Genomic DNA, 16,704 nt, shown 5'->3' with positions numbered 1-16,704 from the left:
GAGGACGATTTAATGCATACGATTCAGATTCCGGTCCGCTACCAAGAGACCGACATGATGGGCATCGTCTATCATGCGAACTATTTAGTGTATCTCGAAATCGCTCGTACTGAATTATTGCGCGAGCTCGGGGTCGAATATAAAGACATGGAACAGGCGGGCTTCGTCTCTCCGGTGACGAACGTCTCGGTCGACTATAAGAAGAGCGTCACGTTCGGCGATACGGTCCACGTCCGAGTATGGGTCGACAGCTATTCCAAGATTCGGACCGTCTATGGCTATGAGTTGACCGATCAAGACGGACATCTCGTCGGTTCGGCGAAGACGACCCACGTCGTCGTCAAACAGGGCGACTTCAAGCCGGTCCGTCTCGACCGCGAGTTTCCAGAGTGGCATGACATGTATATGCGTGTCATGAGTCCCGTCACATAACAGTGGTTCTTTTGTACCGTCAGTATGGTATCATATCTTGACGGTATTTTTTGTACAAAGAAAGGGGAAGATCGCATGCGAAAACCATCTCTGTTGATGGTATGCTGCGCCTTGACACTCACATTGGTGGGCTGTACCACAAGCGACCAAAGCAAAACGGAAGAAGCCGAGAACAAACCGGCCGAAACCGAACAACAATCAGAAACTCCGGCCGATACGCCGAAGGATACAAAAGACGAAGTGGTTGAAGAAGCTCCGGCGACTGAAGCCGAGCCCCCTGCAGAAGACGAGCCTGCGGAAGAACCGGCAGCAGACGAACCTGAGGCCGAAGAAGCACCTGTTGTGGAAGCACCGCCTGTAGAAGAACCGGTCCAAACGCCGAGCCAGCCGCTTGAACAAAACGGGATGGCGAACGTGAAACTCGATACGCTTATCCTCGTCAATAAACAAATCGCCTTGCCGGCCGGTTACAAACCGAACGACCTCGTGACGGCGAACATCGACTTTGTCGACACGGCGTCCGGGGAGCGGAGGATGCTCCGTAAAGAAGCGGCACAGGCAATCGAAAAATTGATGACCGGTGCGAAAACGGCCGGAATCGATTTGAAAGGGACGAGCGCGTTCCGTTCATACGACTATCAAGTGCAATTGTTCAACGCCTATGTCGCCAAAGACGGAAAAGAACAAGCGATGAAATATTCGGCACCGCCGGGTCATTCAGAACATCAGACGGGACTCGCCATCGACGTCTCGAGCGCCTCGGTCGGGTATCAATTGACACAGAGCCTTGAGCAGACGAAAGAAGGCAAGTGGTTGGCCGACAACGCCCATAAGTATGGGTTCATCGTCCGCTACCAACGCGCCTATGAGGCGGAGACGGGTTATATGTTTGAACCGTGGCACTTACGCTACATCGGGGTGGAGCATGCGACAAACGTTCATAAGACGAACGTCCCGTTTGAACGCTACCTCGAGCAATCCATGAATTAAGGGGAATCGCGATGCCTTATTTGACAGAAATCATCATTATCATCATCAGCTATCTACTCGGTTCAATCCCGTTCGCCCTCCTCGTCGGTAAGCTCGGCTATAAAGTCGATGTCCGCGAGCACGGGAGCGGGAACTTGGGCACGACGAACACGTTTCGCGTGCTTGGGAAGAAAGCGGGTACGATCGTCCTATTAGGGGATATGGGGAAAGGCTTGCTCGCGGCATTATTGCCGCTTCTATTCGGAAGCGAAATGAGTCTGCTCCTCGCTGGGATTCCGGCCATCATCGGCCACTCTTACCCTATCTTCGCCAAATTTAAGGGCGGAAAATCGGTGGCGACGAGCGCGGGTATCCTGCTTGCTGCGTTCCCATGGTTTTTCGTCGTCGTCGTCGGCACGTTCATCGTGACGTTGCTAATTTCAAAGATGGTGTCGCTCTCATCGATGGCAGCTTCTGTTGTTGGCATCGTGACCGTCGTCGCCTATGGCATCATCGCCAAAGACTGGTTGCCGCTCATCGTCATTGTCCCGCTCGCCTTGTTCATCATCATCAAGCACCGCTCGAACTGGCAACGAATCCGTGCGGGCACAGAGCCTAAAGTGCCGCTGTTTCAAAAGCGAAAGTAACAATCGATGACCATCCTGCTCGATATACAGAGAAGGGATGGTCGTTTTTTCATTAAATAACGAGAAGGTGAAACCTCAACCATTTTGATGAGGCTGTCTTTTTGTGGATTTCCGTTGATTTTTGCCGAAAAGTTCGAAAAAACTGTTGGATTTGCCCGTTCTTTACTTTCTGTTTACGTTAAATTTACATCCGTTCGCTACACTGAAAAAGGAAGCGATATTTGCGGAGGAGGCAGGGAAGTGTCTTTAATTGGAGAAGAACGTAAACAAAAGATTGTTGAATGGATTGAACGGGAAGGCAAAGTGAAGACGAGCGAGTTGATTGAACGGTTGAACGTCTCGGGGGAGTCAATTCGCCGCTACTTAGAAGAGCTTGAGAAAGAGCATCGAATCAAGCGGGTGTATGGCGGGGCGGTGCTCCATCAGAGCGTCTCATTCCAACCGATGATGATCTCGAACATGGACGGGATTCGTCGCATCGCCTATACGGCGTTTCAGCTCGTCGAGGATGATATGTTGCTGTATATCGGACACGGCGTCGCCCCAGAGCAAGTTGCGGCCAGACTTCGTGGACGAAATTTGACCGTCGTCACTCCGTCGCTCATGGTCGCCAAGGCGCTCTTTGAACAACGGGCCAAGGGCGTGTTTACTGGCGATATCCAATTACTCGGTGGGACGATTGATCCGAAACATCTCGTCACCGTCGGCGAGCACGTCCTGCAGCAACTGAAGGCGTACGTGTTCGATATGGCCATCCTGTCTGTCGAGGGCGTCGATGCCTCGCTCGGCTTGACGTGTGATGCCCATGGTCTCTCGACCGTGACGCAGGCTGTCCTCGATCAATCGCGTCAATGTTACTTGCTCGCCGACCACACCCAGTTCAATCAACAAAAACGCTATCGGGTCTCCGACTTTTCAAAGGTGACGACCATCATCTCTGATTTTCCGGAACCGACGGATTGGAAGCGCGCCTTGGCGGAACATGAGGTCGAGTGGCGCTTCGCACCATAACGAGGAGGGATTTCATGATTGAAGTGATTGTGACAACGTTGACCGAAGCCAAGACGGCTGAACGGTTCGGGGCAGATCGGCTCGAATTGATTGCCGACATTCCGGCCGGCGGGACGACCCCGAGTTTCGGGACGATTCGGAACGTGCTCGAACAGGCGACGATTCCCGTTCATGTCATGATTCGCCCTCATGCGGACTCATTCGTCTATAACGAGGAAGATGCGGAGACGATTTTGGCAGACGTCGGTCTTTGCCGTGAGCTCGGGGCCGATGGCATCGTCTTCGGGGCGTTGACGAGCGAGGGTCGCATCGATGAGGCGCTGGTCGGAGAAGTGATTAAACATAAGGGCGAGATGGTGCTCACGTTCCATCGCGCCATCGACGACGCGGCCGATTTGATGGACGCGATCACGGTGTTGAACGACTTTCCGGAAGTCGACCACGTCCTGACGTCCGGCGGGCAAGCGACGGCACTTGAAGGCATAGACCGATTAAGTGCGATGCATGAGGTGGCGGAGATGAACATCCTCCCGGGTGCCGGCATCACGGCCGACAATGTGGCGCAGCTGATTGACCGGCTCGGCGTTGATTTCGTCCATGTCGGAAGCGGGGTACGGACCGAGGGCCGCTTGGATGAGCACAAGTTCAAGGCAATCAAACAACAGATGGCACGCTAAAAACAGTCGGCTGACTGTTTTTTTGCTATAATGAAGAAAACGATACTGTAGGTGAAGTCATGCAATCATCAGTCTATAAACAATTTGCTCTTCGGATGTTGTCCGGCAACTGGGGCATCTCGCTGCTTGCGGTCGTGGCGACGATGCTCGTTCAGGCGGTCATCACGACGCAGCTCGATTTGGAATCGACCGACCCGAGCGTCCTGTTCGTGTCAATCTGTCTGCTGTACGGTGCGACCGTCTTACTCGCCCCGCTCGAACTTGGCCGCAACTGGGTGTTCCTCGATATCGCCAAAACCGAGAAACCTTCATTCGGGCTCTTGTTCGATGCATTCGGTTCGCTCAAAGATTACGTCCGGGCGGTCACGTATTATGCCGTCTTTTATCTCGGGTTGAACGTGCTCATGTTGTTCTTGATCGTCCCGGGCGTCTGGTTTTATTTGACGTATCGGATTGTCCCGTTCGTGCTACGAGACCAACCGGAACTGTCTGCGTTTCAGGCAATGCGAGAAAGCCGGCGTCTCATGCGCGGCCATAAACGGACGATGCTGCGCTTGTATGCGAGTTTCATCGGCTGGTATGTCCTCGTCTTGTTCACGGGCGGATTGGCCTATATCTTCGTACAGCCTTATATCAACACGGCGCTCGCCGGGTTATATGTTGAAATCAAGGCAGCGACAGACGCAAACGAACAACCGGTCGGCTCATGAGCCGACCGGTTGTTTTTATGTTCCGTGCCGATCCGACTTTTGTGGGTCAGGAGCGTCACGAAACTCAGATTTTTCTTCTTTTGAGGCATGTTCGTGCCATTTCTTCGCTTGTTCCGTGGCGATTGGAATCGCCTTTTGATCGGAGTAACCTTGGGCGAGCAAGGCGTTGGCGATATCGATGGCTTTCTTTTTGACGAGCGGGTCGAAGTTTTTCAGTGATTCCGGATAGTCTTTCATATTCCATGGCATCTGTAATCGCTCCCTTCTGTACTACTAATTCCACGAGCGGGACGATTCAAACGTCCTGATGCATGTAGTATTCGATGAGCGCCTGCGTCCCGTTCTCGCCGTAGCCGTTCTCTTCGAGGATGGAGTACAGTTTATACGCCAACTCGAGGCTCGGCAGTTTGATGTTCAACTGTTCGGCGCTCTCGAGGGCGAGTTTCATGTCCTTCAGGAAATGCTTGATGAAGAAACCAGGAGCATAGTCCTCGACAATCATCCGGGGAACAAGGTTCTCGAGCGTCCAGCTGCCCGCGGCACCGCCCCGAATCGTCTGGCGCAATTGATCGGGATTGAGCCCGGCCCGTTTCGTGAAGGCGAGCATTTCGGCGTTGCCCATCATGATGCCGGCGATGGCGATCTGATTGGCGAGTTTCCCATATTGGCCGCTGCCGGCATACCCCATCCGTTCAATCGATTGGCCCATCGCCTCGAACAGCGGTCGCGCCTTCGTGAAGGCGTATTCGCCGCCGCCGACGAGAATCGACAACGTGCCGTTCTTGGCACCGACGTCACCGCCCGTGACCGGTGCGTCGAGCGGGAGCAAGCTGCGATCGATTGCGGCATCAGCGATCCGTTCGGCCAGGAGTGGCGAAGACGTCGTCATATCAATGACGAGCGTTCCTGGCTCAGCCGATTGCAAAATCATACCGTCCCCGAAATAAAGACTCTCGACGTCAGACGGATAGCCGACGATGGTGATGACGGCATCGGCGTTTTGACAGACGGCTTCGACCGAATCACACCAACGGACACCTTCCGCCAATAAATCAGCCGCCTTCTCTTTCGTCCGCGTATACGCTTGGACTTCGAATCCCGCCTTCATTAAGTTTCTGACCATCGATTGACCCATCACACCGAGTCCGATAAATCCGACTATCTTCATAGTTGATTGCCTCCTAAAAGTTGTTGTTTCACGAGTCGTTCATAGAGCACGTTTTCCCGAAGCAACTCTTGATGTGTCCCAAGCCCGCTGATGCCGCCGTCCTCGAGCACGACGATTTGATCGGCATGTTGGACGGTCGAGAGCCGATGGGCGATGACGAGTGTCGTCCGTCCTGTCATGAGCCGGTCGAGCGCTTCTTGGACGACACGCTCGGATTCCGAGTCAAGGCTTGATGTCGCCTCGTCGAGCAATAAGATTTGCGGGTCACGTAACAGCGCCCGAGCGATGGCGAGCCGTTGGCGCTGTCCACCAGATAGCCGGACGCCGCGCTCGCCGATTTCCGTGTCGAGCCCGTCCGGCATCGCCTCGATGAACGACCAGGCGTTGGCCATATCACAGGCGTGACGAATCTCGTCCTCGGTCGCGGTCCGGGTCAAGCCGTATAAGATATTTTGCCGCACCGTCCCGGATAAGACGGGCGAATCTTGTGCGACGTAGCCGATGACTTGCCGCCATTCGTTGCGGCCGTAGGTTGAGATGTCCCGGTCCCCGTAATGGATGTGTCCGCTCGACGGAAGGTAGAACTGCTCGACGAGGGCGAACAGTGTCGTCTTGCCGGCACCGCTGCGTCCGACGATGGCCGTCGTGGCACCGAACGGGACAGTGAGCGTCACGTCGTCAATGACAGGTTGGTCGCCATAGCGGAACGTCAGGCCCTCGAACGAGAGCGACGACTGTCGAATCGTCGACGGCTCATCCGTGTACGGTTCCGGCTCGATGGCGAGCAGTTCCGAGATTCGTTCGGTGGCCCCGCGTGCTTTTTGGAGCCGAGTGATAAACTCCGTCATCGTGATGAGCGGCGTGATGATTTGGAACAAGTACAGCATGAACGCGAGCAACGAACCGGTCGATAAGGCACCGGTCGAGACGCGATAAGCCCCGAAGCCGAGAATGGCGATCAGCATCGCCGTCAACGTGACGTTCAGGAGCGGAATCAAAATCGCTTGAATCCGTCCCTCGCGCACACCGAGGCCGAAGAGACGCTCAATGCGTCGTTTTCCTTCTGCGACCTCGACGGATTCGGTCGCCTGTGATTTGACGAGCCGGATTTCTCCGAGCAGTTCAGCGAAAAACCCAGACAAGTCACCGAGCTCATGTTGCGTCGCCTTGGCGATTTTCCGAAGTTTACGCCCGAGCGGGATGACGATAAGAAGTGTCGTCGGCACGGAGAACAAGATGACGAGCGTCATCTGCCAATCGAGCGTGAACAAGATACCAACGGCGCCGATGACCGAGACGAACGACGTCAAGAGACGGACGCTCTGTTCGGACAAGAGCTGCTGCAACGTCGTCGTGTCGTTATTTAACCGTGAGACGAGATCCCCTGATTTGACGCCGTCATAGAACGGGATTGGGAGGGCGACGAGATGCTCCCATAACGTCGTCCGCAAATTGGCGACGACCCGTTGTCCGACGATATGTAGCCAATAAATCGAAATCGCACTCGAGACGACTTGGATGAGAAACGCCGTCACGAAGATGGCGACGAGGCGGGCGTCGAGCGCGGCCTCGCTCCAATTGTCGACGACGCGTTGCAAGATGAGCGGAATGGCGAGTGAAGCCATCGCTTGAAGCAATGAAATCAATACGGCACCGATAAACAGACCTTTCGGTGGTTGAGCAACACGGAACAAGCGCAGAAACGCTTGCCATGTAGATGTGGACTCCATGATACGTCCCCCTTTCCTATTAACTTTCGCTGTTTCGAAAACAAGTGTCAAGACGTCGAATCGTACACCGGAATAATGCTAGAATGGAATCAGAGGTGAAGTCGCATGAAATGGATACATACGGCCGATTGGCATTTAGGTAAAATCGTCCACGGCCGCCATATGACAGAAGAACAACAAATCATTTTATTTGAGTCTTTCTTACACATCGTCGACGAGGAGAAGCCTGACGCCATCGTCGTCGCCGGTGATTTATATGATCGGGCCGTGCCGCCCGTTGAGGCCGTCGATCTGCTCGATGAGATGTGGCGCGCGCTCGTCCTCGAGCGGGGCATCCCCGTGCTCGCCATCGCCGGCAATCATGATTCGGCCGAGCGGCTCCAATACAGCTCCAAACTGTTGACGAAAGTCGGTCTCCATATCGTCGGGAAGGTTGACCCGGGCACAGGGCCGATTGTCGTGAACGACATCCCATTTTATTTGATGCCGTTCCTTGAGCCGGCGCGCATCCGTTATGCGTTCGGCGACGAGGCGATTCGGACCCATCATGACGCACTCGCCGCAGTCATCGACTCATACGGGTTGATTGATGCACGCGCGGTCGCCGTCGGCCACAGTTTCGTCGCCGGTGGACTCGAGACCGATTCCGAACGGCAGCTGTCCGTCGGGACGGCAGGGCAAGTCGCCAAAGGACTATACGCGCCGTTCGGCTATACGGCACTCGGACACTTGCATAACCGTGACGCCATCCGCGACGATCGGGTCGCGTACAGCGGCTCGCTCATGAAATATTCGTTCTCCGAAGCGTCCCATGTGAAATCGGTCGACGTCATCGAATGGGACGGGACATGGACACGCCGTCGGCGCCCGCTAAAAGCGCGACGAGATTTGCGCATTTTGACCGGGACACTGAACGAGCTACTCGACCCGTCGTTTTATCAAGATGAGGCCGTCGACGACTATTTGAAAATCGTCTTGACCGATGAACGTGCGTTATTCGACCCGATGGCGAAGTTGCGGACCGTCTATCCGAACATCTTACACCTCGAACTCGAGTTGTTGCGTCGCCAAGACCAGACGTCCCGCTTCGAACGTGAGAAGCTCGAACGGCAATCGGTCGAGGATGTATATATGGACTTCTTTAAAGCCGTCCACGGCCGCGATGCCGATGCGACGGTGCAACGCTTCTTAGAAGGGGAGGAATCGATTTGAGACCGGAACAATTGACCATCACCGCCTTTGGTCCTTACGCCGAGACGGAACAAATCGACTTTACGCAGCTTGAAGGACGTTCGATGTTCGTCATCAGCGGCCGGACCGGTGCCGGAAAGACGACCATTTTTGACGCGATGACGTTCGCACTCTATGGCCGGGCCAGCGGGGCGCTCCGGAACGCCAGCGATTTCCGAAGCCAATATGCGGACCCGGAACGGAAGACTGAAATCGACTTCACGTTCACGATTCGCGACGAACGGTATCGGATCGTCCGCCAACCACAACAGCCGCACCCGAAAAACAAGACACCGATTCCGCACGAGGCGGTGCTCTATGAATGGAAAGAAACATGGAAACCGTTGGCGACGAAAGTGAACGACGTCGAGCAGACGATTGAATCGTTGTTGCAGCTGAGCTATGAGCAGTTCAGTCAAATCTTGCTGTTGCCGCAGAACCAGTTCCGTCAGCTCCTCGATTCGGATTCGACGAAGAAGCAACAGATTCTGCAATCAATCTTCAAGACGGAGGCGTACCGCGCCTTTCAGGAGGATTGGATCGAACGTTACGGTAAGTATCGCAAACGAGTCGAATGGGCGGTCGAGACGACGCGTTTAAAACTGTTGGAACTCGAAGATGAGGCCGTCGAGGACATGTCGACCCGCAACTTGCCTGAAATCGTAACGTGGCTCGACGCCCGGGAGGAGCGACTCTTGGCGGTGCGGGACACGCTACAGGCACAGCGCCGGACTGGTGAGGAACGACTCGAGACGCTGCGCCGAGAAGTGAATCAGGCGACCGCGCTCGCCGAGTTGATGGAAGAGCGGGACGTGCGCGCGACCGCGCTCCAAGCATTCCGCCAAGCGGCACAAGCACGCGAAGAACGCCAGGCGCTCATCTTGCGACTTGAACAAGTGGCGAGCGTCAGCCCGCTCTATCAACGTACTGAAACGGTGCGTCATGATATCGAACGGTTGACCCGTGAACGCGATGTATCCCGTCAACGAGACGAAGGCTACACGAGACAGTTGGAGGAGTTGAAGGCAGAAGCAGAGGCCATCACGACCATGCGCCAGGAGGCAGACCAAGCCACAAGTCGCATCAATGCGATTGACGAGATGTTGCCCTATGTCGATGAATGGCACCGGGCCACTAGACGTCGGGATGACTTGAAACGCCGGTTGGAGCCGCTCAGTCTGTTCTCAGAAGAAGCGCGTCTCCAGGAGCTCCGAGCGACCGAAGGTGAACTTGCGGCTAAACTGGAACACGCACCGGCCCCAGACCAACTCGTCGAGGCCGAACGACTGTATAGTCAGCTCCAACATCAGGTTCGACTCGAGTCGAAAGTGGCAGAGGTCACGGAACGACTCGGTGCCTGTGAACGCAACGGGAAGGAAGTCCAACGACAATTCACCGCCCAGACGAAACAGGTCGACCAATTCGTCGAGGCCGAGCATGCGCTCATGGCCGACACGCTACGCGAGCATCTCGAAGCGGGGGAACCTTGTCCGGTCTGCGGTTCATTGACCCACGGACACGTCGAGCGAACGGGGACGTCCATCGACCAAGCTGGTCATCGCTCAGCCGTTGAGACACTGAAACGGATTGAGGCCGACCTCCATGAAGCTCGGGCGGATTATCGGGCGCTCAAACGCCAACTCGATGAACTGATCCGTGAACGCGATCTCGCTCGACTTGAGTTGAAGCTAGATGGTGCAGCTGACACTGCGATGCAACACCAAGACGCCCGCATCCGTCAGTTGCGTCAAGAAGCCGAAGAACGACAACGGATGGAGCGTCTCCTGCGGTCGACCACAACCGAATTGAAGCAACTCGAGACGGCGAAGCGTGTGCAGGCTGAAGAACGACAGAAGTTGTTCGAACAGCTCCAAACCGTCCAAGAGAAGCTTCAGTCGATGCGTCAACCGGATGGGACGACGTTAGAGATGTTGCAGACCGAGCGGAATCAGCTCGCGACGCGACTCGCTCACATCGAACGAAATGTGGAGACGTATGAACGTCGGCTTGAAGAATTGAATCGATTGAAGTGGGGGGAAGCGGAACGACTCCGTCTCCTTGGCGAACAACTCGAGTTCGAACATGCTCGTCTTTCCGAAGCGACGGCTGAACTGGAGGCCGCTTTCGAGAGAATTGAGTTGACTGAAGCTGTGTTCAAGGAGTATCGCTTGCGCGTCGAGCAACTGCCCGAACTACGCGAGCGCCAAGCGACTGAGCTTGAGGAAGGTGTCCGGCTCGAACACGCCGTCAAGGCGCTGAACGAGAAAATCGGGGACCGTCCGCGACCAGACCTTGAACGCCTCCAGGAGAAGTTGCACGAAGAGGGCCGTTCGTTCGAAACGCTGTCCGAACAACTCGTGACGGCGGACGGGCAATTGAAACGCCATCGTCACATCGTCGCCGAATGGAACGCGTTACGGGAGAAGACGGATGAGGATCAACGGAATCTGGAGACGGTCAAATTGATCGCCGACACCGGACGTGGCCTGAATCCGCAAAAATTGACGTTCGAGACGTACGTGCAGACGGCGTTCTTCGATCAAATTCTCCATGCGGCCAACGTCCATCTCGATCAAATGACGAGCGGACAGTTCCAATTGGAGCGGAAAATCGAGACGGCGAAAGGAAATGCCAAGTCGGGTCTCGAATTATTAGTCTTTGACGCCTATACCGGTCAGTCACGCCGGGTCCAAAACTTATCGGGCGGCGAAGGGTTCAAGGCATCGCTCTCGCTCGCCCTTGGATTGGCCGAGGTCGTCCAACAGTTGAGTGGCGGGGTCAGTCTCGAGACGATGCTGATCGATGAGGGCTTCGGGACGCTCGACGCCGAATCGCTCGATCAAGCGATTGAATTGCTCATGTCGCTGCAATCGAGCGGCCGGCTCGTCGGGGTCATCAGCCACGTCCAAGAATTGAAAGACCGGGTCGATGCCCGGATTGAAGTCAAGAAATCAAGGAGCGGGTCAACGATCCAGCTCATCGTGGAGTGAGACCGATGAAACATATGGAAACGAAAACAACGTTAGTGGCCCACCTGCAAGAGGCGGGCATTCGACGAGGGGACGCACTGTTCGTCCACACGTCGCTATCAAAACTTGGCTGGGTGTGCGGCGGGCCCCAGACGGTCATCGAGGCGCTCCAAGAAACGGTCGGACCGGACGGGCTCATCATGATGGCGACCCAGAGCGGGGATAATTCAAATCCCGCTGAATGGGAAGCCCCACCGGTCCCAGTCGAATGGTGGCAGACCATCCGTGATGAGATGCCAGCGTATGACCCGGCGAAAACAGCGACCCGAGGGATGGGTCGTGTCCCAGAGCTGTTCCGCTCGTATCCGGAAGTGTTCCGGAGCGATCACCCGATGTGGTCGGTCGCCGCGTGGGGACGGGACGCCGAACACATCGTGGCCGGACATACGCTCGACGTCGGCTTCGGGCCAGGATCGCCGCTCGAACGGATGATTGAGCGCGATGCGAAAATATTACATCTCGGTTCGCCGCTCGATGCGACAACGTTATGGCATTATGCCGAATACGGAATTGAGGGTCCGGTGAAGCCGTTCGAATGTGCGTTAATGGAGAACGGTCAACGGGTGTGGAAGACGTTCGAGCATACCGACGTCAACAGTGACCCGTTCGGTGCCATTGGAGAGAATATCGTCAAACGGGCGGACGTCAAGACGTTCACGATTCACGAGGCGACATGTTACGTCATCCCGTCTGAGACGTGGGAGCCGGTACAACATGCGCTCGTCGCCTTACGGAGCTGGCTCCGGTGAGACGGCTGATGCGAACTATACTTAGGAGAGGGGCACTGCGATGAATCGTTGGGTCAAATATATGGGAATCGCCGTCGGCGTATTGGTTCTCGTCGCGTTTCTTGCCGTCGTGGGCATCTCGGCCCACATCGGGGATCAATTGACGTCACCTGAACGGGAGACGTTGACGTTCACCCCTAAGACGCTAGGCGTCAAGTATGAGAACATCACGATCGAATCAGAGGATCAACAGGAATTATACGGCTGGTGGATCCCGCACCCGACGCCGCGTGCGACGATTGTCTTCGCGCATGGCTACGGGAAGAACCGTGAACAATCCGATTTGCCGCTCAAAGAATTGATTCCAGAATTCCATGAGCAAGGGTATCAGTTTTTGACGTTCGACTTTCGCGGCTCCGGAATTTCAGAAGGGGATCGCGTGACGGTCGGGGCAAAGGAGCAATCTGACCTTGCTGCCGCCATCGCGTACGCGAAAGAGCGCTCGGACGGGCCCATCGTCTTATATGGGGTTTCGATGGGTGCCGCGACGGCACTCGCGACGGCTGACGAGACCGATGTCGCCGCCGTCATCGCTGATAGCCCGTTCAGTGACCTCCGCGGCTATCTCGAGACGAATCTGCCGGTATGGAGCGATTTACCGAACTTCCCGTTCACACCGGTCATCATGACGGTAACGCCTTGGTTTACGGGGCTCGACGCGGATGTGGTCAAACCGATTGACGATATGGCTCAAATCGAGGCACCGGTGTTATTGATTCATAGTCAAGGTGACGATGCCATTCCCGTAAGCGAGAGCGAGCAATTGGCCAAAGCCGGCGAGGATGTCGAACTGTGGGTGACCGAGAATGATGGGCACGTGCAGTCGCATCGATCGTTCCAAACCGAATATCGCCGGACGGTATTCGAATTTTTAGAGCGTGTGTTGTAAGTGAGGGGCGCAACATGCGCTCCTTTTTTGTTATGATTAGTTATGAAAAGGAAAGAAAGAAGGTTTGTTCATGGACGTCACAGCATTACTATCGTTTCTTTTGCTCGGAACGCTCATCGGAATTTTGAGCGGATTCTTCGGCATCGGGGGCGGGATTTTACTCACGCCGCTCTTGCTCGTCTTCGGATACGAGGCGAGCGCGGCCATCGCCCTCAGTCTCATGCTCACGCTCGGGTCAACGACGGCCGGTACGATCTCCCATATCAAATTAAAGAACGTCAATCCGAAACACGCCCTCTTAATTGGCGCGTTCGGGGTCGTCGGGACGTGGGTGGCGACGCCGCTCGTATTTTATCTAGAGACACTCGACGGCGCGAAGCCGGTCATCTCGCTCGCCTATATCGCGCTGTTGACGTATTTCGCCGTCTCGTTCTTCCGGTCGAAACAGCACGAAGAGGGTAGCGTCGGTTCGGAGTCGGTCCCACGCCTCGGGTTCATCGGGTTGTTCGGCGGATTCATCTCGTCACTTATGGGTGTCAGCGGTGGGTTCGTATTGACGCCACTTCAAGTCAAGTTACTCAACACCGAGATGAAACGGGCCGTTGGGACGAGTATCGCCGCGGCGTTCCTCATCGTCGTCTCGGGCGTGATCAACTATGCCGTCGCCGGAGCCGATGCGAACTATTGGCACGGCTTGGCGCTCATCGCCGGTGCGATGATTGGTTCACCAATCGGGGCGAAACAGTTGCAGCGGTTCAGTTCGCAACTCGTCAAAAAGGCGCTCGGTGGCTTCTATGTCGCCGTCGCCATCAGTGTCGCCCTCAATTTGCTCGGTTATAACGATCTCTCGCTCGGACTGCTCGTCGTGCTCGCACTCTCGTTCATCGTCGCGCTGTTCATCCGACCGCGTTCGAAGTAATCCTAAACCCTCGTCTACGGACGGGGGTTTGTTTGTGGGAACCATTCCATTGGTATTCAAATCGACGAGACGTACCAAGCATTCTTAACCAGTTCAGCACAGTAAAAAACCCCGTCCGAGGACGAGGTTTTAACGTCTGGCAATATGGTCAATGTTTTCTTGAATCTCTCCGACTTTACTTTTCGCTTCCAGCAGACGTCGTTCGAACGCCTCGATATCGCGCTTCTCGTGCCGCGTCTCGTCTTTCCCGCGTCGTTGTCCTTTCGGAAAGCGATGGGTCGCTTTAGCCAAACGTTTTTTAAACGTCGAATCGCTCATAAGGACACCCCCTTCCATACTATATACGTTCCACCTATACTTTCCGCTGAAACGTTTGAACCTTCAAGAGGCGAGGGTTTTGCGCATTTGAGGGTTGGTGGACACTTTATAAGCGATAGCTGCCGCCAACACTGCTTTGATTAAGTCGCCGATGATAAACGGAATGTTCACTTTGAGCGCATCGATGAACGTCATGCCAAACACGGCTTGCAACCCAAGACTGCCGAGCAAATAGACAAGACCGAGTCCAAATAAGACGTTGTAGCCGATGAGGGCAGGGAACGAACGATGCCGTTCCGATGACCAGCCAATCAAAAAGGCCGCGATTGGGAAGGCGAGCAAGTATCCGACCGTCGGACCGACGAACGGGGCAAGTCCGCCCGAACCGCTGAGTACTGGAAGGCCGATTAAGCCCAGCAAGAGATAGACGATGACGGCGAGCCCGCCTTTTTTGGCACCGAGGACGGAAGCGACCGTCATGATACCGAGCATTTGCAGCGTAATTGGGACCGGACCGATTGGGATGGCAATCGAACCGATGCTCGCGAGCAGCGCGGCAGCGATAGCAATTTGTGTCATATCATGAATTTTCACTATGTAAACCCCTTTTCTGTTAACGTTGACTAAAGTTAGGTTAACATCATCGTAAGAAGTTGGCAAGTACTAAACTAAGTACCTGGTCGTATACAGCTTGAGCCTACAAATTCAGCTTTAGGCAGACACTCCAAACCACGGCGTATTGAGGATGTTTTTACGCCTACGGACACTTTTAACGTTGAGCGTGAAACTAACTCCATATGTTGGAGATTCAAATTCACATCGTTGGCATGTGCTCGTGTTGCTTGAATTGTTTGGGAGTCGTGCCCGTGTAGGTTTTAAAGACTTTTGTGAAATGGCTCTGGTCGTGGAAATTAAGCCATGTATAAATTTCAGAAAGAGAGGAATCGGTGTACTTTAACAGTTTTTTGGCTTCCGCTATCTTTTCTCGCAACACATACTCTGTGAACGAAAGCCCGACTTCTTTCTTAAACAGGGACGACAAATAGTTGGGATGAAGATTCACGAATCGAGCGACGTCTTGTAAGGAGATGGCGTCATACAGATGTTTAAAGACGTACGACTGGCATTTGATGATCGGGGCGCTATGTCGAAGCTGTTTTGATTTGTTTACTTGATCCGTGAATTCGCATAACGCCTCTTTGGTGTAACGTTGTACAGCTTCAATCGTTCGAAGTTCTTCGGCCCCTTGGATATAGTGATCGCTCATCGTATATGCCGTTTCCGGATGAAGCCCTCCTTCGATCGCATAACGTGTCGCTAACGTGATAGTAGAAATATGAAGGTTTTTTTCATTTCGTAAAGTGCTCTGTTTTGAGAGCACTCCGATTCGTCCATCGCGATCGGGTGATGCCAGTCGCTGAAGTAATTCTTCCTTTTGGCCTTCCTTGACACACCGTAACGTCATCCGCTCAGATTGATACGTCGCGTGGAATGAAATGTCTTGCCTGTTTTTGAACAGCTCTCGTTCATAGGTTTTCGTATCCTCGGTTGTCGTGCGACGCTTGGACGAATCCTCATCTAGGACGACATCGGACGTAGAGAGTCGTCTCGTGGTCAAAATCGAGGTCGCGAGCACGGCTACATGCAGTAGGTCTTGTCGCGAAAAAACAGGCAAGCCATTCGTAAAACTGTTCGGTTCCACTTCTGCCGAATCCAGACACGGACCGAGAATGAAAAGGCCAATCGGCTGCTCGTTGTCGGTGATGACCAACGTCACGACCTGTTCGTTCGAATTGAGACGACGCCAAACCGGTATGTTAGAAGGCTCATTTAAGAGAGTTATCCGCTCCAGAAGTTGACGTAAAGAAGGGGGAATGAATGATGTTTCTGGATACGCCATCTGTAACGATAATCGGTCATTGTAAAATAACACGGACAGATGGGTAGTCTGATGCAACAACCGGCACCAATACGTGTAATCCTGATTCGTGTCTCTCTGATTCACATCCATCAAATCATCTCTCCTATCGATTAGATGTATCTGCAAATTGTATTACAAATTTACTAAAAATGATAAATAAATACAAAAAAGCTGAATGGGAATGAGTACACTACAAACAAGCAGAAATGCAAACGATTACAGATCCGAACCTCGACTGCTAGACCGTATCAAAAAAAGTGTTCAAT

General features: G+C 54.2%; 17 protein-coding genes. 11 read left to right on the top strand and 6 right to left on the bottom strand.

Annotated features, from left to right (window positions below; genetic code table 11):
- Positions 1–12: 12 nt before the first annotated feature.
- From KNP95_RS00155 to KNP95_RS00130, 6 genes are all read left to right on the top strand, one after another.
- On the top strand, positions 13–432 hold the full coding sequence (locus tag KNP95_RS00155) for an acyl-CoA thioesterase (RefSeq protein WP_021067569.1): 420 nt from the start codon (positions 13–15) through the stop codon (positions 430–432).
- Between the two features lie 75 nt (positions 433–507).
- Entirely contained in the window at positions 508–1,422 is a 915-nt protein-coding gene (locus KNP95_RS00150; RefSeq protein ID WP_214835106.1) for a M15 family metallopeptidase, read from the top strand.
- Positions 1,423–1,433: 11 nt separating this feature from the next.
- Positions 1,434–2,048, top strand: coding sequence for a glycerol-3-phosphate 1-O-acyltransferase PlsY (gene plsY, locus KNP95_RS00145; protein WP_214835105.1), 615 nt, complete (start codon positions 1,434–1,436; stop codon positions 2,046–2,048).
- A 240-nt stretch (positions 2,049–2,288) separates the two neighbouring features.
- Positions 2,289–3,059, top strand: coding sequence for a DeoR/GlpR family DNA-binding transcription regulator (locus tag KNP95_RS00140; protein WP_021067566.1), 771 nt, complete (start codon positions 2,289–2,291; stop codon positions 3,057–3,059).
- A gap of 14 nt (positions 3,060–3,073) precedes the next feature.
- Entirely contained in the window at positions 3,074–3,736 is a 663-nt protein-coding gene (locus KNP95_RS00135; RefSeq protein WP_214835104.1) for a copper homeostasis protein CutC, read from the top strand.
- A 59-nt stretch (positions 3,737–3,795) separates the two neighbouring features.
- Complete coding sequence (locus tag KNP95_RS00130) at positions 3,796–4,446, top strand: DUF975 family protein (protein ID WP_214835103.1); 651 nt, start codon at positions 3,796–3,798, stop codon at positions 4,444–4,446.
- A gap of 15 nt (positions 4,447–4,461) precedes the next feature.
- Here KNP95_RS00130 and KNP95_RS00125 read toward each other — a convergent pair whose 3' ends face one another.
- Genes KNP95_RS00125 through KNP95_RS00115 form a run of 3 tightly spaced genes read right to left on the bottom strand, consistent with a single transcriptional unit; the run spans position 4,462 to position 7,344 of the window.
- The gene (locus KNP95_RS00125; protein WP_021067563.1) at positions 4,462–4,695 is read right to left on the bottom strand and encodes a DUF2188 domain-containing protein; all 234 of its coding nucleotides are present in this window, start codon (positions 4,693–4,695) and stop codon (positions 4,462–4,464) included.
- A 46-nt stretch (positions 4,696–4,741) separates the two neighbouring features.
- Positions 4,742–5,614 (bottom strand): NAD(P)-dependent oxidoreductase, encoded by an 873-nt coding sequence (locus KNP95_RS00120; protein WP_214835102.1) that lies wholly within the window; start codon positions 5,612–5,614, stop codon positions 4,742–4,744.
- A complete protein-coding gene (locus tag KNP95_RS00115) occupies positions 5,611–7,344 on the bottom strand; it encodes an ABC transporter ATP-binding protein (protein WP_214714799.1) in 1,734 nt (577 codons plus the stop codon). The genes KNP95_RS00120 and KNP95_RS00115 overlap by 4 nt, the downstream gene beginning before the upstream one ends.
- 105 nt (positions 7,345–7,449) lie before the next feature.
- Between KNP95_RS00115 and KNP95_RS00110 the strand changes: the two genes are divergently transcribed.
- The 5 genes from KNP95_RS00110 (at position 7,450) to KNP95_RS00090 (ending at position 14,199) form a co-directional block, all read left to right on the top strand.
- Positions 7,450–8,556: an exonuclease SbcCD subunit D gene (locus tag KNP95_RS00110; protein ID WP_214835101.1), complete on the top strand. Its 1,107-nt coding sequence runs from the start codon at positions 7,450–7,452 to the stop codon at positions 8,554–8,556.
- Positions 8,553–11,564 carry an AAA family ATPase gene (locus KNP95_RS00105; RefSeq protein WP_214835100.1) on the top strand — a complete coding sequence of 1,004 codons (3,012 nt, stop codon included), beginning with the start codon at positions 8,553–8,555 and terminating at the stop codon, positions 11,562–11,564. Before KNP95_RS00110 ends, KNP95_RS00105 begins: the two co-directional genes overlap by 4 nt.
- Before the next feature lie 5 nt (positions 11,565–11,569).
- Positions 11,570–12,352: an AAC(3) family N-acetyltransferase gene (locus tag KNP95_RS00100; protein ID WP_214835099.1), complete on the top strand. Its 783-nt coding sequence runs from the start codon at positions 11,570–11,572 to the stop codon at positions 12,350–12,352.
- Positions 12,353–12,392: 40 nt separating this feature from the next.
- Positions 12,393–13,280 carry an alpha/beta hydrolase gene (locus tag KNP95_RS00095; RefSeq protein ID WP_214835098.1) on the top strand — a complete coding sequence of 296 codons (888 nt, stop codon included), beginning with the start codon at positions 12,393–12,395 and terminating at the stop codon, positions 13,278–13,280.
- A 70-nt stretch (positions 13,281–13,350) separates the two neighbouring features.
- On the top strand, positions 13,351–14,199 hold the full coding sequence (locus tag KNP95_RS00090; RefSeq protein WP_214756581.1) for a sulfite exporter TauE/SafE family protein: 849 nt from the start codon (positions 13,351–13,353) through the stop codon (positions 14,197–14,199).
- A gap of 129 nt (positions 14,200–14,328) precedes the next feature.
- Here KNP95_RS00090 and KNP95_RS00085 read toward each other — a convergent pair whose 3' ends face one another.
- The 3 genes from KNP95_RS00085 to KNP95_RS00075 form a co-directional block, all read right to left on the bottom strand.
- Positions 14,329–14,517 carry a hypothetical protein gene (locus KNP95_RS00085; protein ID WP_214720203.1) on the bottom strand — a complete coding sequence of 63 codons (189 nt, stop codon included), beginning with the start codon at positions 14,515–14,517 and terminating at the stop codon, positions 14,329–14,331.
- 63 nt (positions 14,518–14,580) lie between these two features.
- Positions 14,581–15,111, bottom strand: a complete 531-nt coding sequence (locus KNP95_RS00080) for a biotin transporter BioY (protein ID WP_214835097.1) — start codon at positions 15,109–15,111, stop codon at positions 14,581–14,583.
- Positions 15,112–15,331: 220 nt separating this feature from the next.
- Positions 15,332–16,528: a helix-turn-helix domain-containing protein gene (locus KNP95_RS00075; RefSeq protein ID WP_214835096.1), complete on the bottom strand. Its 1,197-nt coding sequence runs from the start codon at positions 16,526–16,528 to the stop codon at positions 15,332–15,334.
- Positions 16,529–16,704: the final 176 nt, after the last annotated feature.

It is taken from the genome of Exiguobacterium sp. s36 (genome assembly GCF_018618345.1).
GTDB lineage: Bacteria > Bacillota > Bacilli > Exiguobacteriales > Exiguobacteriaceae > Exiguobacterium > Exiguobacterium chiriqhucha.
Note: the sequence above shows the minus strand (reverse complement) of the source record. Positions and strands in the feature narration are given on the sequence as shown.